The 19795-nt window shown below is 65.4% G+C and carries 19 protein-coding genes and 1 pseudogene; 11 read left to right on the top strand and 9 right to left on the bottom strand.

The genetic code is table 11. The features are described 5' to 3' along the window. Positions 1-298: 298 nt before the first annotated feature. The 3 genes from ACH49N_RS32915 to ACH49N_RS32925 form a co-directional block, all read right to left on the bottom strand. Positions 299-1048, bottom strand: coding sequence for a hypothetical protein (locus tag ACH49N_RS32915; RefSeq protein WP_358276930.1), 750 nt, complete (start codon positions 1046-1048; stop codon positions 299-301). A 1025-nt stretch (positions 1049-2073) separates the two neighbouring features. Next, complete coding sequence (locus ACH49N_RS32920; protein WP_358276931.1) at positions 2074-2448, bottom strand: thioredoxin domain-containing protein; 375 nt, start codon at positions 2446-2448, stop codon at positions 2074-2076. A 45-nt stretch (positions 2449-2493) separates the two neighbouring features. Further along, the gene (locus ACH49N_RS32925; RefSeq protein ID WP_358276932.1) at positions 2494-3873 is read right to left on the bottom strand and encodes an MBL fold metallo-hydrolase; all 1380 of its coding nucleotides are present in this window, start codon (positions 3871-3873) and stop codon (positions 2494-2496) included. 378 nt (positions 3874-4251) lie between these two features. On the opposite strand from ACH49N_RS32925, the gene ACH49N_RS32930 reads away from it, so the two are divergent. The 7 genes from ACH49N_RS32930 to ACH49N_RS32960 all read left to right on the top strand — a co-directional run bounded on the left by ACH49N_RS32930 (position 4252) and on the right by ACH49N_RS32960 (position 10098). Beyond that, complete coding sequence (locus ACH49N_RS32930; protein WP_358276933.1) at positions 4252-4566, top strand: rhodanese-like domain-containing protein; 315 nt, start codon at positions 4252-4254, stop codon at positions 4564-4566. A 76-nt stretch (positions 4567-4642) separates the two neighbouring features. After that, a complete protein-coding gene (locus ACH49N_RS32935; protein WP_358276934.1) occupies positions 4643-6799 on the top strand; it encodes an MMPL family transporter in 2157 nt (718 codons plus the stop codon). Between the two features lie 94 nt (positions 6800-6893). After that, a complete protein-coding gene (locus tag ACH49N_RS32940; protein WP_358276935.1) occupies positions 6894-7163 on the top strand; it encodes a metal-sensitive transcriptional regulator in 270 nt (89 codons plus the stop codon). 45 nt (positions 7164-7208) lie between these two features. Next, a complete protein-coding gene (locus ACH49N_RS32945; protein ID WP_358276936.1) occupies positions 7209-7394 on the top strand; it encodes a DUF2892 domain-containing protein in 186 nt (61 codons plus the stop codon). A gap of 34 nt (positions 7395-7428) precedes the next feature. Next, positions 7429-7842 (top strand): DUF302 domain-containing protein, encoded by a 414-nt coding sequence (locus tag ACH49N_RS32950; RefSeq protein WP_358276937.1) that lies wholly within the window; start codon positions 7429-7431, stop codon positions 7840-7842. A gap of 40 nt (positions 7843-7882) precedes the next feature. After that, on the top strand, positions 7883-8656 hold the full coding sequence (locus ACH49N_RS32955; protein WP_358276938.1) for a sulfite exporter TauE/SafE family protein: 774 nt from the start codon (positions 7883-7885) through the stop codon (positions 8654-8656). Positions 8657-8745: 89 nt separating this feature from the next. Further along, positions 8746-10098: an MBL fold metallo-hydrolase gene (locus tag ACH49N_RS32960; RefSeq protein ID WP_358276939.1), complete on the top strand. Its 1353-nt coding sequence runs from the start codon at positions 8746-8748 to the stop codon at positions 10096-10098. 934 nt (positions 10099-11032) lie between these two features. On the opposite strand, the gene ACH49N_RS32965 is transcribed toward ACH49N_RS32960, so the two are convergent. Beyond that, complete coding sequence (locus ACH49N_RS32965) at positions 11033-11443, bottom strand: FHA domain-containing protein (protein WP_397504892.1); 411 nt, start codon at positions 11441-11443, stop codon at positions 11033-11035. Positions 11444-12048: 605 nt separating this feature from the next. Between ACH49N_RS32965 and ACH49N_RS32970 the strand changes: the two genes are divergently transcribed. Together ACH49N_RS32970 and ACH49N_RS32975 are read left to right on the top strand one after the other, a co-directional pair. Continuing rightward, positions 12049-13119, top strand: coding sequence for a hypothetical protein (locus ACH49N_RS32970; RefSeq protein ID WP_358276941.1), 1071 nt, complete (start codon positions 12049-12051; stop codon positions 13117-13119). A 1-nt stretch (position 13120) separates the two neighbouring features. Further along, positions 13121-13789, top strand: coding sequence for an RES family NAD+ phosphorylase (locus tag ACH49N_RS32975; protein ID WP_358276942.1), 669 nt, complete (start codon positions 13121-13123; stop codon positions 13787-13789). Positions 13790-13802: 13 nt separating this feature from the next. Here the strand turns inward: ACH49N_RS32975 and ACH49N_RS32980 are convergent, their stop codons facing one another. Beyond that, positions 13803-14123 carry a hypothetical protein gene (locus ACH49N_RS32980; protein WP_358276943.1) on the bottom strand — a complete coding sequence of 107 codons (321 nt, stop codon included), beginning with the start codon at positions 14121-14123 and terminating at the stop codon, positions 13803-13805. Positions 14124-14303: 180 nt separating this feature from the next. Between ACH49N_RS32980 and ACH49N_RS32985 the strand changes: the two genes are divergently transcribed. Continuing rightward, positions 14304-14639, top strand: a complete 336-nt coding sequence (locus tag ACH49N_RS32985; protein WP_358276944.1) for a hypothetical protein — start codon at positions 14304-14306, stop codon at positions 14637-14639. Positions 14640-14997: 358 nt separating this feature from the next. Continuing rightward, positions 14998-15634, top strand: a pseudogene (locus tag ACH49N_RS32990) (response regulator transcription factor). A gap of 122 nt (positions 15635-15756) precedes the next feature. Here the strand turns inward: ACH49N_RS32990 and ACH49N_RS32995 are convergent. The 4 genes from ACH49N_RS32995 to ACH49N_RS33010 all read right to left on the bottom strand — a co-directional run bounded on the left by ACH49N_RS32995 (position 15757) and on the right by ACH49N_RS33010 (position 19674). Continuing rightward, positions 15757-17478, bottom strand: a complete 1722-nt coding sequence (locus ACH49N_RS32995; protein WP_358276945.1) for a GAF domain-containing protein — start codon at positions 17476-17478, stop codon at positions 15757-15759. A gap of 75 nt (positions 17479-17553) precedes the next feature. Next, on the bottom strand, positions 17554-18204 hold the full coding sequence (locus tag ACH49N_RS33000) for a response regulator transcription factor (RefSeq protein WP_358276946.1): 651 nt from the start codon (positions 18202-18204) through the stop codon (positions 17554-17556). A 70-nt stretch (positions 18205-18274) separates the two neighbouring features. Next, complete coding sequence (locus ACH49N_RS33005) at positions 18275-19267, bottom strand: Acg family FMN-binding oxidoreductase (RefSeq protein ID WP_358276947.1); 993 nt, start codon at positions 19265-19267, stop codon at positions 18275-18277. Positions 19268-19371: 104 nt separating this feature from the next. After that, on the bottom strand, positions 19372-19674 hold the full coding sequence (locus ACH49N_RS33010; protein WP_358276948.1) for a hypothetical protein: 303 nt from the start codon (positions 19672-19674) through the stop codon (positions 19372-19374). Positions 19675-19795: the final 121 nt, after the last annotated feature.

A 19795-nucleotide genomic window follows, 5' to 3' on the forward strand; every position in this document is an offset into this window, starting at 1 on the left:
GGTCGCCGGACGCGACCCGAACCTATTCCATTCCACTCCGGGCCGGATTGATACGGCAGGGTCATTGGTCACGTTCGCCGGGACTACAGCCACTGCACGGTCGATTCGGTCTCCGCGCCGAGTTAGGTCAGCCGTAGGTCGCCCGAATTCCGAACCGGTTGCCGAAGCCTGTCGCGGCCGGCGGCGTATCGTTCCAGGACTTGCGCATATCCGCGACGCCTTCTGGCGGTTCCCTGCATCCGGAATCTGGGCGAGTTGACGCTCGAGACTGACCACAAAGTCGGCCTAGTCGTCGTCTTTACCTGTCCTTCAGTGGGAGTTCGTTGCCGCCGGGGGTGTCGGCGGCCCCGACGATCTGATCGACCCGCTCGTGGAATATTCGCCAGCGTCGCTCGTTCTCGTGCGTGAGCACCGCGCTGCGAGCCGCGAGATCCGCGGCGAAATTGAGCATTTCCGAGACGGAGAACATATACCGCGGAACGACACGGTTCGCAGTGAGATCCGCGCGCAGGGCGGCCGGGGTGAAGTCGACCCGCCCGAGGATCGCGACCGCGCGCTCGAGGTTGCGGGCGATGAGATCGGCCATCGACGCGCACTGCCAATCGTTGCTCACGATACGGTGCCGCTCGGCCAGCAGATCCGCAAGTTCCGGGTAGCTCAGCAATGCCTCCAACATGTCCCATGCCGCGGACATCGCGGACGTCAGCCACTGCCCGGTCGCCCGGTTCGCCTCCGCTAGCGCGCGGAGATCACGTTTCAGATTCGTGATCTCCGTAGGCTCGCCGCCGCCCTCCATGAACAAGATCCCGAGCGTCTCTGTGGCGCGATCATCATTGAGGTCGGAAGCTCCTGCGAACGGGCTGAGGTACTTCTCGCCAGACGGTTCGACCACCAACCACCGCTCGGCCAGTGCCTGTAATGCCCGTGAACTGCGTTGCAACCGGATCACGTCGTGAAATGGTGATTCGGAATAAAACTTCTCGTGCTCGCGGTGGAACCGTGCGAGGTTGCGCACCGTGAGCAGCAGCTGGTCTCGCTCCGTCTGCATCGTTCGAGCGTGGCACGGCGCAGCGAGACATCGCCGGCGAATCGGAGAACTCTCGCATCATCGGGGTCATTCTCTCCGCGTGGAGCAGTTCGGGGGCGGTCGGTAGGGACTTCCACCTGTTTGCCGGCGCCGGGGAGGTGCCGAGTGTCCGGGCATAGAGCGCTGACGGCGCACCTCGCCGGCCGGGCCGAGTTCGAGGGCGGGGATGTCATCGATGCCTGTGGGCCGGTACTGATTATGTAGGTCGACGATTGCGCGGGCTCTGGCAGCCGTTCTGTGGTGTGGCGGTGCGAAAGCAACCTTCCGCGACGGGCAAAGAGAGACTGTGCAGCTTACTGAGGGCGTGAAGGATGCCGCTGCTGAGGTAGAGCGGTGTGGCGCTACCGGTAGGTGTCCACTGCGATTCGTGCTGGATCTCCTTTGGAGATTCATACCAAGTCCGACATCAGCACGATGATCCGGTGTGCTTGCCTCCCCGACGCCGCTGTTCTCGAGGGCTTAGGCTGCCCGGCGCAGAGACTCGTGTGTTTGCGGTAATCAAGGATCGAATATCACCGGCCCTTCCGTGCCCGTGACAGCCGTTCACCGATCAGTGACCGGCCAAAAAATCCGTCCCCAGTGTGCGAGTTCTCCGGTGAGCATCTTGTGAGCACGGCGTTCGTCAGTGCACCGAATTCGATGGTGATCAAGATATCGCCGGTTCGTTACGGGCTGCGAGGTACATTCGCTCGCGCGTTTCTGGTGCTGGCCATCTTGAACGACAAATTCTGCCGCGACTGCCGCAGCCGATCGTTCGGCCGGCGGTCAGCGGCGGAAGAACGAACGTAGGGTGCGACGCTGGTCCTGGACCGGGGTGGTGTCCTGACGGCAGGTGCAGCGGTCGGCGGTAGGCACGGAGCTCATGACGGTGTCGACGTGTCGGCCGCAACCGCCCCAGCCTGTGTTGCCGCAGTTCGGGCAGGTGACGGGATAACACATGGGGATCCTCCTGGGTACCAGAGCGGGGCTCGGGTGAACGGTTCGGGTCAGGCGCCGGCGACTGCGCGTCGTTCGGTGACCGTCGCGTGCACCCGAGCCATGTCGAGGGCGTTCACCTGGCCGATCAGGTCGTCGAGGGCGGGCGCGGGCAGTACCCCGGGCCGGGAGTAGACGAGCACGCCTTCGCGGAAGGCCATGATGTTGGGTATCGACCGGATGTTCGCCATGGCGGCGAGTTGCTGCTCGGCTTCGGTGTCGACCTTCGCGTGCACGATATCTGGATGCGCGGCCGAGGACTTCTCGAACACCGGGGCGAAGGCGCGGCAGGGTCCGCACCAGGAGGTCCAGAAGTCGACAAGCACGGTGTCACTGTCGGCGATCGTGGACTCGAAGTCGACGAGGGTGAGATTTTTCGTTGCCATCGGTTGGGCTCCTTCGTTGATCGGGACTGCGTGTGGCCTGAACGATCAGGCGGGGACGTGCGCCTCGGCCCAGGCGTTGTAACCGCCGAGCAGGTCGGTTACGTTCTCGAGGCCCTGCGCCCGCAGCAGCGACGCGGCCACACTCGATCGCCAGCCGCCCGCGCAGTGCACCACGATCGGCTTGCCGGTGGGTACCTGCTCGAGCCGGGTGCGCAACTGCGCCAGCGGAATCGGCACCGCCCCCGGTATCGTCCCGAACTCCCGCTCGCCCGGATTGCGGATGTCGACCAGGGTCACCGCATCGGCGGCGAGCAGGGCGTCGAGTTCGTCGATGGTGGTGCGTTGCGCCGACTGCACGAGATCAGCCAGCTCGGCGGGAAAGAGCCGGTCGTGGCCGACGTTGAGGTAGCCGATCGCATTGTCCGAGCCGATCCGCGCCAGCCGCACCGCAGCCTCCTGCTCCTCGCCCGGGTAGGTGATCAGCACCAGCTTCTCGCCCACTTCGGCGACCATCCCGCCCGTCTCGGCGAATCGGCCGTCGAACCCGACATTGACCGAGCCGCCCAGATGCCCGGCCGCGAAGTCGTCTACGCTGCGCGCGTCGACCACCCGGATACCGGTGACGAGTGCGGCGTGTACCCGCTGTGGCGGGAGTTCGGGGATGGCCCGGTCTCGGGTGAGGAGAGGATGAACTCGCTTGTTCATCGCGGCGTCGACGGAGAAGTAGGACGGCGCCGCGGGTTGTCCCTCGGTGACCAATGCGACGAAGACGTCCTCGCTCATCGGCTGCACCGCCGGATTGGTGGCGCGCTGCTCCCCGATAGTCGAGGTGAGCTCCGTCGAGAGGTTCTTCCCGCAGGACGAGCCGGCGCCGTGGGCGGGCATGACGGTGACCTGATCGGGCAGGTTCAGCAGCTTCTCGTGCACCGTGTGGTACATCGCCCGGGCCAGGTCGACCGTGGATCCGTGGCCGAGGTTGGCCAGGTCCGGCCGGCCGACGTCGCCGATGAACAACGAGTCGCCGGTCAGCACCGCGGTCGGGGCCGCCCCCGACCGCTCGCGCACCAGGACCGAGATCGACTCCCAGGTATGTCCCGGGGTCGAGAGGATCTCGAGCTCGACCTCGCCGAGGCGGATCTGCTCGCCGTCGGCTAGGCGGCGGATCGGGTAGTCGGTGTCGGCGGCCTCGCCGAACCCGATCCACGCCCCGGTTGCCTCGACCAATTCGAGGTGGCCGGAGACGAAGTCCGCGTGGAAGTGGGTGTTGATCACTCCTTCGATTCGCAACCCGTGCTTGTCGGCGTCGTCCAGGTACTCGCCGATGTCCCGGCGAGGGTCGACCACCACCGCTCGGCCGGTGCTCTCGTCACCGATCAGGTATGAAGCGTGCGACAGACACTCGATGTAGTACTGCTCGAGAATCATGCGTTCCTCCATCGGGTCGATGTTCTCGTCTGAGCAACATGGTGTCATATACCCCCATGGGTATGTCAAGTACCCCCTGGGGTATCGTCCATGTCTGCTCGATTATCCCGACCGCAAAGTTGTTCGAGGGCCGAAGTCGGCACTGCCGTCTCCGCCCTAGCCTGGGGGAGCTGGCCGGTCCTCACTGCCGCTGGGCGAAAGCGGCGCCTTGCTGGCGAGGTTCCCATGACGGCACCGCCGAGCCGAACTGGCGCGGATCCCCTTGGTGCTTTTGCTCGCTCACTTCCCGGGCAATCGGCACACTTGCATTCCGAGATACCCCCTGGGGTACAGTGAGGAGGTTCTGGAAGATACCCCCTTGGGTATGAGGAGTTTGATATGCGTGAGGTAGACCTCGGTGAATTCGCCGTGCGCTGGGCCGACGGAGTTCCCGTCGTGGATGTGCGCGAGCGGTGGGAGTACGTCGACGGGCACATACCTGGTGCACTGTTGATGCCGCTCGGCCAACTCGCCGCTCACACCGCGGATATTCCCGCGGGGGATGTCGTCTACGTGATCTGTGCGTCCGGTAACCGCAGCCGGGAGGGGGCCCGCATCGTCGAGGCCGCCGGCCGCAGCGCGGTCTCGGTCGCCGGGGGAACCTCGGGCTGGGCCGCTTTGGGCAGGCCGCTCGATACCGGAGACGGATCGTGAGCGAACCCGCACGCCCGGCCTCGCCGATGCGCGCTGCCAGCGCTTTCATTCGGCCATCACCTCGAGGAGGACTTGTATGACCCGCAGTACGACATGGGGCGTCGAGGCCCCGGCGGCCGAGCCGGTCGCCGGCGGCGGTGTGCTCGGCCGCATGGGCGCGGCGATGGCCGGGCACGCGAAATGGGTGTTCGGCATCTGGCTGATCCTGCTGGTCGCGCTCGGCGCCGCCGCGCCGGCGGTGTTCAGCTCACTGGCCGGTGCCGGGTGGCAGGCCAACGGCTCGGAGTCGGTGCAGGTCCGCGAACTCGCGAAGCAGCATTTCGGGGGCAATTCCTCGGCCGCGGTACAGGTGGTCGTGCACTCGGATACCCAGACCATCGACAACCCGCAGATGCAGCAGACCCTGGCCGACGTCGGGACCGTGTTCGCGGGCGACCCACGGTTCGGTGCGGTGATCGCACCGCAACCGGGAATGTCGATCAGCCCGGACGGCCACACCGGCATCCTCATTGCGGGCGCGAACGCGAGCACCGACGACATGGTCAAGGCCGTCGACGACCACAAAGCGGAACTGACCGCCCTCTCCGGCGACGGAATCGAGGTATACCCGACCGGCGCATCCGCACTCTGGAGCGATTTCAACAAGGCCAACCACGACGCAATGATTCAGGCCGAATTGTTCTCCTGGCCGGTGACATTGGCGATCATGGTGCTCGCGTTCGGCTCGCTGGTCGCCGCCGGGCTGCCGCTGCTGTTGACCCTGGCCGGGCTCGTTGCCTCCGCTGGCGGGCTGGTGTTGCTCAACCAGGTCACCCCGATCTCGGTGTGGGCGATGAACTTCGCGATGATGTTCGCCCTCGCCCTGGGTATCGACTACGCCTTGTTCGTCGTCGCCCGCTTCCGCGACGCGATCCGTCACGCCTCCTCACCGCGTGCCGCGGTGGCCGAAACCATGGAGACCGCGGGCAAGGCCGTCGTCCTGTCCGGAATCACGGTGCTGGTGAGCCTGTCCGCCGTTCTCCTGGTTCCCGCACCGGCCGTGCGGACGATGGCCGTTGGGATCATGCTCGCGGTGTTCTTCGTCCTGCTGGCCTCGATGACGCTTCTCCCCGCCGCCCTGGCCGCGCTGGGCGGCAAGGTCAACGCCGGCTCCCTGCCCTACGCCAAGCGGCAAACACACCGTTCGCCGCGGTTCGCCGCCTGGGGGGAGCTGCTGCATCGCCACCCGTGGCCGTTCGCGATCGGCTCCCTGCTGGTGCTGATCGCCCTGGCCGCCCCGGTGCTCGGGCTGAAGGTCGCGATGCCCTCGATAGAGGTCGTTCCCACCGACGCCCCGGTCCGCCAGGGCTACGAACTCGTCCAGGCCCAGATGGGCGAGGGCGCACCGGGCATGCTGCAGATCATCACCCCCACCGTCGAGGGTGCCGAGACCGCCGCGGCGGCCGCGGCCACGGACGGTATCGCCATGGTCACCCCACCGCAGCCCGCACCCGACGGCAGCGACCACGTGATGCTCCAAGCCATGCCCACCGTCGACCCTTCCGACGCACGGATGGGCACGATCCTCGACACCCTGCGTGCCGGCCTACCCGACGGCGCTCTCGTCGGCGGCGCACCCGCGGAGAACCTGGACCTGCAGCAGGCGCTGAACGACTACCTCCCACTGATCGTCGCCATCATCCTGATCCTGGGATTCGTGCTACTACTGGTGGCGCTACAGGCCCCGTTGATCGCGCTCCTCGGCACCGTGGTCAGCCTGCTCTCGACCGCCGCCGCATTCGGAGTCGCGAAACTGATCTTCCAGGACGGCCACGGCGCGGGCGTGCTCGGCTTCACCCCGCAGGGCTTCCTCGACGGGTGGGGGCCGGTGTTCTTCTTCGCGATGATCTTCGCGATCGCCATGGACTACACCGTGTTCCTCCTCGCCACCGCGAAGGAACACTACGAACACTCCGGCGATCCGGCGGTCGCGCACGTTGACGGCCTCGCCCACTCCGGGCGGGTAATCCTCGCCGCCGCCGCGGTGATGGTCGCGGTGTTCTTCACCTTCGCCCTCGCCGACCCACTGCCTCCGAAAGAGATGGGCATCATCCTCGGCGTCGCGGTCCTGCTCGACGCGGTGCTGATCCGGCTGATCCTGCTGCCGGTGCTGCTGCGGCTGACCGGGCACGCCGCCTGGTGGTCACCCGCCTGGCTGCGCAAGGTCCTGCCGAAGATCAACTTCTCGCACTGAGGCCGGTGCGGAGGTGGGCCGGCGCGACCCTTACCCACCCCACTCCAATACCCCGGGGGGTACAATGGTGAGAGGTCTAGGAAAGGAAACCGCCATGGTCGGCGACGAAAACAGCATTGCATTGGTACTCAACCGGCTCCGCCGCGCCCACGGGCAGCTCGCCGGGGTGATCTCGATGATCGAGCAGGGCCGTGACTGCAAAGACGTCGTCACCCAACTCGCCGCGGTCTCCCGGGCCCTGGACAAGGCCGGGTTCAAGATCGTCGCCACCGGCCTACGCGAATGCCTCACCGGTGAGTCCCAGGAAGGCAAGGAGCCGATGACCGAGGCCGAACTCGAGAAACTCTTCCTCGCCCTCGCCTGAGCCTCCGTCACCCCACCCTCCGTTCGACCTCGTCGAAAGGTGACCATGACCGACGCACTCCCCGCCCGCGGCTGGACGATCGAGCGGGTGGTCCCGTTGCCGGCCGGAGCGATGGTGCTCGCGAGCTCCGCGCTCACCCTGGGCTTTTCGCCCGTGGTGGTTGCTGCTCACCGGGTTCGCGTGCCCCGTCCCATCGGGGCGATGACCGGCGCCGGTGACCGACCGATTTGATCCATCTTTTCCGAGAGAAAGGCAGCACACGCTCATGACGCTCGCACTGTCGACCACCCTGCACACCTCGTTCGCCGACGCGGTGGACCGCACCCGCAAAGCCCTGGCCGACCAAGGCTTCGGGGTCCTCACCGAGATCGACATGAAGGCCACCCTGAAGGCGAAACTCGGTGAGGACATGGAGGACTATCTGATCCTCGGTGCCTGCAATCCGCCGCTGGCGCATCGCGCGGTCACCGTGGACCGGCAGATCGGGCTGTTGCTGCCGTGCAACGTCGTCGTCCGCGCGGACCCCGCCGACCCGGGTGCGGTGCTGATCGATGCGATGAACCCGCAGGTGATGGTTCAGGTCGCCGACCAACCCGGGCTCGGGGCGGTCGCCGACGACGCTACCGCAGCATTGCAGGCCGCCATCGACTCCTTGGGCGCGGACGCATCGGAGGACTGACACCGCTTCCGCCCATTCCCGTTGACGGAAAGGAGGATCGGTGACGTTGCCCGTCGCGCTCGCCCTCGGCGCGATCATCGGGGTCTTGCTCGGCCTTCTCGGCGGCGGCGGGTCGATCCTGGCCGTCCCCGCCCTGGTCTTCGGCCTCGGTCTCGACCTCGACCAGGCCATTCCGATCTCCCTGCTGGTGATCGGTGTCGCTTCCCTCGTCGGAGCAATCCCGAAAATTCGCGAGCACCAAGTGAACTGGCGCATGGCTGGCGTCTTCGCCGCCTGCGGTATTCCCGCGACCTTCGCAGGCAGCGCGGTCGGGCGGGTGCTGCCGCAATCGGTGGTGATGGTCGGTTTCGCTGCCGTGATGGTCGTCGCCGGGATCCGGATGCTGATGGATCGTGGTGACACCGGCACGGCCTGTGAGGTCGGGGACTCGGGGATCGACTGGCGCCGCTGCGCCCCCCGATCCGTCCCCGCCGGAGCCGCGGTGGGCTTTCTGACCGGCCTGTTCGGTGTCGGCGGCGGCTTCTTGATCATTCCGGCCCTGGTGCTGATGCTCGGTCTGGACATGTCGGTCGCGGTCGGCACCTCACTGATCATCATCGTCGCGAACTCGGCGGCCGGTCTGATCTCGCACCTGAGCGGAACGAGCATCGACTGGGCAATCACCGCCGCGTTCGCGGGCACCGCGATCGCCGGGTCCCTGATCGCCGGTCATTTCGGCACCAAGGTCGACACCGACCGGCTGCAGCGGTGGTTCGCCTACCTCGTCTTCGTCGTCGCCGCATACGTTTTGGTCGACACGATCCTTTTCCGCTGAGGAGGGCGACCACCGACCCCCGACACCGTGTCGCCGATGCTCTCCGGGTATGCGAACACCAGAGAACAGGTAAGAAAGGGAAACCAGTCATGGACGTATCGATCATCGAGACTTCGAGCCTGGGCGACCGCAGTTACCTGGTCAGCGACGGCGCTATCGGCGTCGTCGTCGACCCGCAACGCGACATCGACAGGGTACTGGCCCTGGCCCGGGACCGCGGCGTGCAGATCACCCATGTCCTCGAGACCCACATCCACAACGACTACGTCACCGGTGGCCTCGAACTCGCCCGGACCGTCGGCGCCGAGTACGTAGTCCCCACCGGCGACGACGTCGGCTACCAGCGACGAGCCGTCGGGGACGGTGACCTCATCGACGCCGGCCCCATCCTCTTGCAGGTCATGCACACCCCCGGTCACACCCACCACCACGTCAGCTACGTGCTGCGGGAGAGCACCGGTGGCATCCGCGGCGTCTTCACAGGTGGATCGATGCTCTTCGGCACCACCGGCCGCACCGACCTCCTCGGCACGGAGCACACCGAGGAGCTGACCCACGCCCAGTACCACTCGGTGCGCCGCCTTGCCGGCGAGCTCCCCCCGGGCACCGAGGTGTACCCCACCCACGGATTCGGCAGCTTCTGCGCCGCCACCCCCGCCACCGGGGACTCCTCCACCGTCGGTGAGCAACGCACCACCAACCCCGCGCTGACCCAGGACGAACGGAGCTACGTCGACGAATTGCTCGCCGGTCTGTCCGCCTACCCTGCCTACTACGCGCACATGGGCGTGATCAACACCGAAGGGCCGGCCCCGGTCGACCTGTCGCTACCCGAACCCGTCGACCCGGACGAGCTCCGCCGCCGCATCGAGGCCGGGGAATGGGTAGTGGATCTGCGTGAGCGCACCGCCTTCGCCGCCGGCCACCTCGGCGGCACCCTCGGGTTCGAACTGTCGGACTCGTTCGTGACCTACCTCGGCTGGCTCTACAGCTGGGGTGCACCCTTGACCCTGATCGGCGAGAACGAAGACCAGGTCGCCGACGCCCGCCGCGAACTGGTCCGCATCGGCATCGACGACCTCGCCGGCGCCGCGGTCGGCGAAATCCACACCCTCGTCGCCGGCACCGAGCTACGGTCCTATCGGGTGGCGGACTTCGCCGCCCTCTCCCAGGTACTGTGCGAGAAAGACATCACCGTCCTCGATGTGCGCCAACGCAACGAATACACCGAGAGCCACATCGACGCGGCGATCAACATTCCGCTCCACGAGCTCGCCGACCACCTGGGCACCCTCCCCGACAGAGAAATCTGGGTACACTGCGCCTCCGGCTACCGCGCCTCCATCGCCGCCTCGATGATCGACCGACCCGGCCGCACCACCGTGCTGATCAACGACGACTACGACAACGCGAACTACACCGACATCACCAGCACGACATAGGTATCCGGCCGTCCCGGCGACCGCAGATCGCTTCCGGAACACCACGACGGCGGACGTCGACGAAGGACGGGCGACATGATCGCACCCGAACACGAGGCAACGGACCATCGCCAGAGGGCTCCCGCGCCGCAGCGATTGCGTCGAGGCCACAAACCATCCAACGGTGGTGTGTCGTTGCGATTGCGGCGCAACCCGTATATGAAAAGATTCCCGGACATCGGTTAACCGGGATCATCGGAATCGGACCCGTCGGCGTCATTGACGATTGGGGCAGTGCTGTCATTTCGGTCATCGTCCGGCGGGAGTGCTCTGCGTGTCACGTGCCTGGTCGGCGTGGAACTCGGTGAACGCGGCGAGGCTCGGGGGCCATACACAGCGGCGGGCCCACCGTTCATCCGGCGAACATCGATTGCCTCTGCCGCTTCCTGCGGCTGCGACTAACCGGCGTAGACCTGCGGGATCGCTTGCCGCGGTGCCCAAGCAGGCGCCCGAAGTTCCCTGTTGGACTGCGTTGCCGTAGTTCTGGGCTTTACCTCCGGGGGGATGAAGTAGGGGGTGTGTTGCTTGTCGGTACCGATCTCGTCCGCTGGAGGTCAGGCACCGGGGAGACAGCGAAAACCATCGCAGAGCGTCGACGTGAGAGAGAAGCGGAAGAAGCGCGAGAGGAAATCGAGAGACCGCCCGGAAGCGGGGTAATCGGCGTCGGTGATTCGGTGTGGACCGGACCGTCCAGGCCCCCTCGCCAGACGGATCCGTTCGAGCAGCGGCGATGTAGTACCGCCGCCGCCCCGCGGCCCATCGGAGAACGAAAATCGGAATTGCATCTTCAACCCCTCCGCCTGCCGACGAACTCGGTGACGGAGTCGGGGAAGGAATCCGGCGACAACCGGCCGGGCGGACATTTCGCGTTGTCACGGGAACGACTGCTACGCCCCTACTGCCGCCCGCTGTTTTGCCCCGGGCGAGGAACTTGCGATGCGTCGGGCAGCTGGAAGAGCATGCGGAACACACCGATCCGAATTTCGTCGCCGGCCGCCAGGTCTGCGCAGTCGACGGGCAGACGGTTCACATAGGTCCCGTTCAGCGATCCGCTGTCGCACACGACGTACCGCTCGCCGTCTCTGCGGATTTGGGCATGCCGGCGCGAGACTGTGCCATGCCCGAGCACGATATCGGCGTCGGGGTGACTTCCGAGCGCGGTGAGGTCACGGTCGAGGGGCAGTGCCACGTCCTTCGCCGGCCCCGGACCCCGGGTCACGACCAGTCGTGGGCCGGACAAGCGCCGGTCTCCGCCGTTGCGTTGATCCGGCAGATGCTCACGCGGTGGCACGTCGGTCAGGTTCATGGTCGACACCTCAATCCCTTCTCGAATACCCCGGTGGGTATGCACTACAACCTGCCGGAGATGCCGGACATTCCCGGACCAGTCGGACTTGTTCTTCCGGCGCCACTGCGACGGGACGGGGCGCGATCGACTAGCGCGTAGCGCGAACGGCCCAGGAATCGAAATCGCTCCGGGACGTCCGCCGGCCCGGTGGCAAGGCTCGGGCGGGTGAGCGCTAGCGAGCGGGTGGTCGTGTTCGACATCAGCATCGTCATCGGCGGCGGCCTGGCGGACCTGTCGGCGTTCACGCACCTTCTGACCGGCGATTCGGAGGGGAGTCGCCGGAACCGGGGCGTACCCATCCCACCAGCGAGATGCTTTCAACCGAGTCGCGGGCGGAGCCGGTCGGAGCGAGCGGTCCCGAGCGGCCGTTCCGCACAGACGCCGGGCACGAGTTGTAGAAGGGCGGGAACAGATGCAACGGGTAGGGGAGGACGCGGCCGCAGTCACTCGCGACCTCGGGATCGTTGCTCGCCCATTTGGTCCTCTCTGACCGGCGTGTGGCGTAGTGCGCTTACGACAACTACACTAGGGTAACTGCAGTAATTATCGTAAGCGAGGGTGCATTGTCCAAGAAGATTTACCCCGACAACAGGGCCCACGGGCACGGAGTCATCAAGAGCGGAAAGTCGGCCTTTGTCCACAAACCTGGAGTCATCAACAAAATGGGTCTGCGGCGGGAGAAGAGCGCTGTGGCCAAGGCGGATCATCAGCATGTCCTGTTGTATGACCCGCGCGCCGTCATTGGCAGCGGTGTTCTCACCGGCAGTGCTGAAATCGATGTGGTCGGATCGCTGCCGATCAAAGAGGGCACCTACGTCGCGAAGTTCGACAAGTCCCGTGGTGGGGGTAGTTGGACTGCTGCGGTGAAGAGCTGGGTGTCGTCTTTCCGGGTCGCGGCTGAGGCGGCGGATCTGAAGCAACCGTCCGATGTCTATATTGAATTTACGATAAATCTGGCTGAGATCGACGCGGAGCTGACGGAAGTCGCTGGGGTCGTGACGGACGAGATGAAGGCGGTCACGGTCCCTGAACGCTGGGTGAAGCGGTTGGAGATGAAGGGCCTCGCCGATTCTTCGTTGGTGAGATTTTCGCTCATGTCGAGTCGTCCGGCCCATCTTGGGCTGTCTCCTGCCGAGCTTGTAGATGCACTCAAAGAGGTTCCGCGGGAGGCGGCCGCCGGTCATCTCCAATGGGTTAAGTCGAGCGCGAGCGCCGACGTTGTCGAGCTGGAGACGACTACCGGGCCGCTGGAGTACACCCTGCCGATCTCGCTGGAGCGAGACACGATTACCTCGATTGAGGTCTCGACGATCCTTTCCCAGCCGGGCAAGGTCAACCGTGCAATCGCCGGCAACCGTCGGAAGGAGCACCGGCTTCTCGGACTGCCGCTCGCTAACAAGTATCGGTATCCGGTGTTCCAATTCGAGTCCGACCGGAAGCGCATCAACCCAATCGTGGAGTACGCAAACCGCGAGCTGGAATGCGACGACGACCCGTGGGGAACGTTGGACTGGTGGTTCTCCGAGAACGAAATGATCAAGGGCGAGAGCCCGATTGATCGGCTCGCGCAGCAGCGGCTCACAGAGCACGACGTCGATCGAATGGTTCGTTCCGAGCAGATCGGCATGGACTGACGTGAGACAGTACAACGGCAGGCATCCAGCGACCTGGACCATCGGGGCGGGCACCGAGCTGCACCGGATCAGCGGCAGCGGGTCTTCGTACGCGCCCAACTCTTTCAACCGCACGGTCAAGGCGCTCGGCGATCCGTACCAGGGACGATTCGAGCCGATCGACGACTCGCACGGTGGATATCTGTATGTTGCCGAGACAATCGAAGGCGCTGTTGCGGAAGGCATTCTTCGCAACCAGGAGATACCCAAGAGCGGGTTGATTCGGGCGAAGCGAGTTGCTGGCAGGACGCACACGGTGATGGTGCTGAAGCATGACATCGAAGTGGCCGTGCTGATGGATGGCGAGCTGCCCTCACTCAACCTCGATGGGGATCTGCTGAGCTGCGAAGGCACCGGCTACGACGATTGCAGGTCGACCTGTCACAAGATCCTGTCCGTCGCAGACCACGTGGATGGAGTGGTATATCGCTGCCGACATAACGGGAACGAGAAGGCGTTCATGCTGCTCGATCGGGGAAGTCTCAGTCCGGCGTCGCTCGATATCGTCAGCTCCGTTGACATCATGTCGGATCCGAACACGCTGTCCCAGGTCAGCAAAGTACTGCTGGACACGTTTCGACTGCAGTTTGTTGCTGGCCCGACGCCGGCCCGCGTGCGTAGGACGCCCTGAGGGCCCGGCACATTCACGCGGGCCAGTGTTCCTTCCACCGGCTGTCGTCGGTTCTGAACCGCTCGGATTGTCTGGTGGCGATCGCGAGTTGTTCTGCCGGTACGCCGCTCTCCAGAAGCAGGCGAAAGGCCAGCATCCAAATCGATCGGTTCAGGCTGTACATCTGGGTGATGGTGGATGCCTTGTCCATGCCGTGGGCGAGGTCGACTCGTTGGGTGTACTGCGGCCTTCCACTTGTTGAGCTAACGATGTCCGACACTCTGACCAAGTAATTGGGCAAATACACGGAATCGATCAACAGACGCTGGTCACGATTTTGAGTGTTCTGGCCCACAGTAGGAGATGGGCGGGCGTGCACGATGAGGGGTGGTTGCCCCCGACCGCGGCGGCGCACGTCAGGCTAGACTTGTCGTGCGGTTTCAGGCGGCATTGCTCGCGCTGTCTGTGCTCTCATGCGCGTTCGTTGCTATCGAATTGGCGTCGTTGCGGCACTGGAAGAAATGTCGAGCAGCTGGTGCCGTGGATTGTGCTCGGTGCGCTCTTCTGCTCGGCGTTGATCGTCGTGTTCCACCGTTCATGGATCGCTATAGGGCAGGCCCGCATGATCGCGCTGGGCGCCGTTCCGGCGGTTCTGTTTGGGGTGTATGAACACGTGAGCGCGAACCTTGACACCGGGGTTCTCAAGTACGCTTGGGCGGAGTTGCCTGGCTGGGAACATCTCTGGCTGGCGTCGACCGGCGCTGTGGGTGGTACCCCGGCAACCGCGCCGCTGGTGCTCGCACCGGCGGGGGTTCTGCACGGTTTGGCGACTGTCGGGATGACGTCGCCCAGGACAAGGGTGGCGATGTAAACCGGGTGCGGACGTGAGCAGACCGGTGCGACCGCGCTGGCGCTGATGGTGGTGCCCCGGTCGAGTGAAGAGCGTACGGCGCAGAAGTCCTACTGCGTTTACGCCTTCGATGAAACTGCCGATCATCAAGGCGCACTAGGCTCCGCGACTTACTCCGAATCGCTCACCACAACATCGCAATCTTCGATGGCTCCCGGCACGCTGACCTTCGCACGGTAGCGTCACCCTGCCGGGTGCGGGTCCAGAATTGTGCAGGTGCAGCACCTTCGTCCGGTCCTGGTCCGTAGGGGGCGGTGACCGCGCTGCCGGTCGTACCGTTGGGGTTGACCGATGTCGGAATGTTGTGGAGCAGGCGGCGGTGCGGGTGTTGCTGGTCAAGGACGAAACACGACTGGCCACGACGGTGCGCCGCGGCTTGACGGCTGACGGGTGCACCGTGCAGGTTGAGCACGACGGCGTTGCCGGGTTGGCGGCCGCGGTGAGTGGCGGCTTCGATGTGCCTCGACATCATGTTGCCCGGCATACACGGGTACGACGTGGTCCGGGAGATGCGTCGGCAGCAGGTGTGGACGCCGGTGTTGATGCTCTCGGCCAAGGACGGCGAGTACGACCTCCCCGATGCGTTCGACCTCGGCGCCGACGATTATCTGGTCAAGCCGTTCTCGTTCGTGGTGCTGATCGCCCGGTTGCGGGCGCTGGTGCGGCGTGGGGCTCCGCCGCGACCACCGGTATTGAGTGCAGCGGGGCTCTCGTTGGACCCGGCGATGCGGCGGGTCACTCGCTGTGAGATCCGCCTTCGCCTCACGCCCCGCGAATACAGTGTGCTCGAGTTCCTGATGCGCCGCGCCGGATCGGTTGTCACTAAACACGATATTTTGCAGTCGGTGTGGGACGCCAACTATGAGGGCGACGACAACATCGTGGAGGTCTGCATCGGCTATCTTCGGCGCAAGATTGATGCTCCGTTCGGTACGACGAGCATCGACACAAGCTGAAAGGACGCTGAAAGCCGAGGTGGCCCGCCCAATATCCCCCTACGTGGCGGGGAGCGTGTTCCCGTGCCCCGCAGACCGCAACGTTCCGATGACCCCGACAAGGTGGCATAAAAGGCTGGTGCTCAGGGCAGAGGAGCGGACCACTGCAGGGTGGTGCCGCCGCCTGCCGTCGAGTCGATCGTGAACCGGCCGTTGGCTTGACGCGCCCGGGACGCCAGATTGTCGAGCCCACTGTGTTCGGCGTCGTCGGGGATGCCGACGCCGTTGTCGGCCACCTCGATCGTGAGGTCGTCGTAGACGGAAATGCTGATGGTCACCGTATCGGCGGCCGCATGCCGCACCACATTGCTCAGGGACTCGCGGAGCACCGCTTCGGCGTGGTCGGCCAGCGTTGTATCGATGACGGACAGCGGACCAGACAATTGCACGGTGGTGCGCAGCCCGGAGTCCGCGGTGATCTCCGCGATGATCTCGTTGAGCTCACGCCGCAGTTGGGTGGTTTCACCGGCACCGCCGTGCAGATCGAAGATCGCGGTTCGGATGTCTCGCACGATGTCGTGCAGGTCGTCGACCGTGTGCCCGAGCCGGTCTCTGACCTCGGGCGACTTTGCACGTTGCAGTGTGCTCTGCAGCGACAGCCCGACCGCGAACAAGCGCTGGATCACATGATCGTGAAGATCCCGGGCGATGCGATCGCGGTCGGTGAGCACGTCGAGTTCGCGCATCCTCCGTTGGGTATTGGCCAGCTGCAGCGCCACCGCCGCTTGATCCGCGAAACCGGACATCAGGGCCAGCTGGTCCTCGGTGAACGCCGCCGCTCCCTTACTGCGCAGGGCGACCAGCACCCCGGTCACCGACTGAACCGCCCGCAGCGGCAGGACCAGCGCCGGACCGAACGGTGTGGTGGAGTCGAAACCGGGGTCGAACGCGAGTTCGTCGACCCGCAGCGGCATCATGCTGCGGAAGGCCTCACCCGAGGTCGACCCCTCGAGTGGAATCGTTCCGCCGATGATCCGATCGGACACCGTCCCCGCCGATACCGTCACGATCAGTTCGGTGACCTCGTCCGAGGGCACCTCGGGGTTGTCGGGCACAGCCAGGAAGGTGCTGTCCGCGCCGGTCAGTGCCAGCGCATCGTCCGTCACGACCTGCAGTACGTCGGCGGTGTCACTGCCGGCAAGCAACTCCGTGGCGATTTCCCGGGTCGCCTCGAGCCACAACTGTCTGGTGCGCGACTCCTCGTACAGGCGAGCGTTCTCGATGGCGATTCCCGCGGCGGCGGCCAGGGCACGCAGGATGACCTCGTCGTCCTCGGTGAACGATTGGCCGTTCGCCTTCTCGGTGAGATACAGGTTCCCGAATACGGTGTCCCGGATCTGGATCGGAACACCGAGGAAGGTGCTCATCGGCGGGTGGTGCGCCGGGAACCCGACGGATGCCCGATGGTGGGCGAGGTCGTCGAGGCGGATCGGCTTCGGGTTCGTGATGAGAAAGCCGAGTACCCCCCGTCCACGGGGAAGCTCGCCGATCTCGGCGCGCGTCTCCTCGTCGATTCCCTCGAAGATGAAAGCGCTCAGATCGCCCCCTGCCCCGACGACCCCCAACGCGCCGTAGCGTGCGTCCACCAGGTTGATCGCCGCGTGAACGATTGTGCGGAGGGTGTCGTCGAGGTCGAGCCCTGAGGTCACCGCGAGCATGGCGTCGAGCAGGCCGTCGACGTGGTCGCGTGATTCGACGATCTGCTCGATGCGGTCCTGCACTTCGGTGAGCAGCTCGCGCAGACGGAGCTCGGAGAGCGGTCCGAGCAGGGAACGGCGATCCCGGTCACGCTGTCGACGGGGCACGAGGCACAGTCTCCCACGTCGGCGCTGCCCGAGAGTGCGAATAGTTCGGGGCACCTCGGGGGAACCGGCGAGAATCTAGTGGTTCCCGCCGCGGTGGTGTGGCATCTTCGTCGCCAGCACGGCCGCCTGGGTGCGGCGTTCGACGCCCAGCTTGGTCAGCAGCCGTGACACATAGTTCTTGACGGTCTTCTCGGCGAGGAACATCCGTTCGGCGATCTGCCGATTGGTCAGCCCTTCGCCCAGGAGCCCGAGCAAGGTCCGTTCCTGGGTGGTCAGGTGCGCGTACGCCCCCTTCTCTTCGTTCGCGTCCGAGCGGAGCTTGGCCATCAGCGCGGCGGCGGCACGACTGGCGAGTAGGGATTTGCCTGCGCCGACATCGTGAACGGCTTGGGCCAGCTCCATCCCCCGGATGTCTTTGACGACGTAGCCGCTGGCTCCGGCGAGGATGGCGTCGAGCATCGCTTGGTCGTCGGTATAGGAGGTCAGCATCAGGCACCGCAGGCCGGGCATCTTCGAGAGCAGTTCCCGACAGAGTTCGATGCCGTTGCCGTCAGGCAGGCGGACGTCGAGTACCGCGACATCGGGTTTGAGCGCGGGGATCCTCGCAAGGGCCTGCGAGTAGGACGCCGCCTCCCCGATCACTGCCAGTTCGGAATCCGCAGTGAGCAGATCGGCGATTCCGCGGCGAACGACTTCGTGATCATCTACGAGAAATACGTTGATCATGCGCAATGTCCTCTCCGCGAAGAAGCGCAGTCACGTCACAGGCCAGGTCGGAGCTGGTCGTCTTCTGCCGTCATCGGAGGCCGCCCCGTCGGGGCCCCACCGAGAACACCGAGTCCGTCGCGCGCCGGGGAGTCTGCCGCGGGGGAAGCTCCTGCTCGACGGCTCCCACACGAATCAATGCCTGGGGATATCCCCCGTCCGGGAGAAGGTTCCGGATCATGTCTCTGCTCCGGCGCACTTCGATCACATGGGTGAGGGGGCACGTTGCGATGGTGTCGACGGTGACTTCGAGGAGCACCGAGGACAACGCCTCACCGGAGCGAAGCCAATCCAGCCGTCCGTCCCTTTCGGTACTCAACAGCAAGACAGTCGACCGATCGATCTCCTCGGTCGCGTCATCGTCCAGCCCGATGGGAAACTTCCGACCGATATCCACCCGTGCGCGATTGTCCGCGGTCGCCAACGCCTCGGCAGGAATCCCTCCTGCCGGAATGGAATGGCCTGCCCACCAATGTAACTCGGATTGGTATGCGGAGTCGTACTTGCGTGCCGCGGCGGTGAGTTCGGTGGCCGCGGCCAGTACCGGGCGCGCGTCCTGCGGCAGGACCGTCAGTCGCACCCCCCGCCGGCGCACCAGATCGGCGAGCGAACGGGGAAGGGGATTCTTCAATCCGAGTGGACCGAACGGTCGGCGATCGGAGTGCCGATGCCTGATCGCGGTGAGTAGGTCGAAGTCGTGGGAGCGGGGTCGGGCGTCGTGTCGGAAGCGGATCGTCGCCAGGTGGCCCGAGTGCGGGCCCTCCGGGAGGCGGTGGATGTCGGTCGACCATCGCAGTGCGGTCAGCGCCGTCTCCAGGTGGTGCAGTGCCGCCCCACAGCTGATTACCTGTTGCCGGCCGGTCGGGTCCGCTGACGCCAGGAGGCGGCCACGTTCGGTGCGCAGATCGAGTCGGCCGTCCGTGTAGTTCCATTGCCACGGCTGACTGTTGTGCACCGACGGCGCGCGGCATGCAAGGTCCACGGCGATCCGAACGACATTCTCGTCGGGGATGGTGCTGTCCATGATCGCCTCCGCTTCGGTTCACTCCCCGCCTCGACTTCACGGCGGGAGTGTGGTGCATGCCCTTCAGTCTTCGCCGAACGCGACGGAGCGGTTAGGGCCGATAGTCACCGTGGAAGAGGGTGAATCGCCGGGTACCGCCGGGATCGCCGATGGGGACGATGCGGTAAAAGCATTGCCGTGGCAAGGCATACCGTACCCACGAGAGCCGCTGCCGCACCGACACCGATCATCAGTGTCGCGAACCACACGCCCAGGAGAACGACGAGGAAGGCGATGCCGGCACCGACGAGAACGGCAGCTGCGATGCCGGCCGGATGCAGAAACCGCACGTCTGCAGGATCGGCATCTTGCTGCGGCGAACACTGGTCCGCGCCGTGCATTGCTGCCGGTGCGCGTTTGCCGGGCATGATGACCTCGTTCCACCGCCGACGTCGGTTCCAGAATGTGCAGTTCGGCTCCGTTCAACGGTGCGGTAGCGGTGACCTCCCTGGGGAGGGCCGAAAGTCACTTCTCCCACACATGTCGGCC

Origin of the sequence: Rhodococcus sp. NPDC019647 (genome assembly GCF_044389235.1) — a bacterium.
GTDB lineage: Bacteria > Actinomycetota > Actinomycetes > Mycobacteriales > Mycobacteriaceae > Rhodococcus_F > Rhodococcus_F oxybenzonivorans.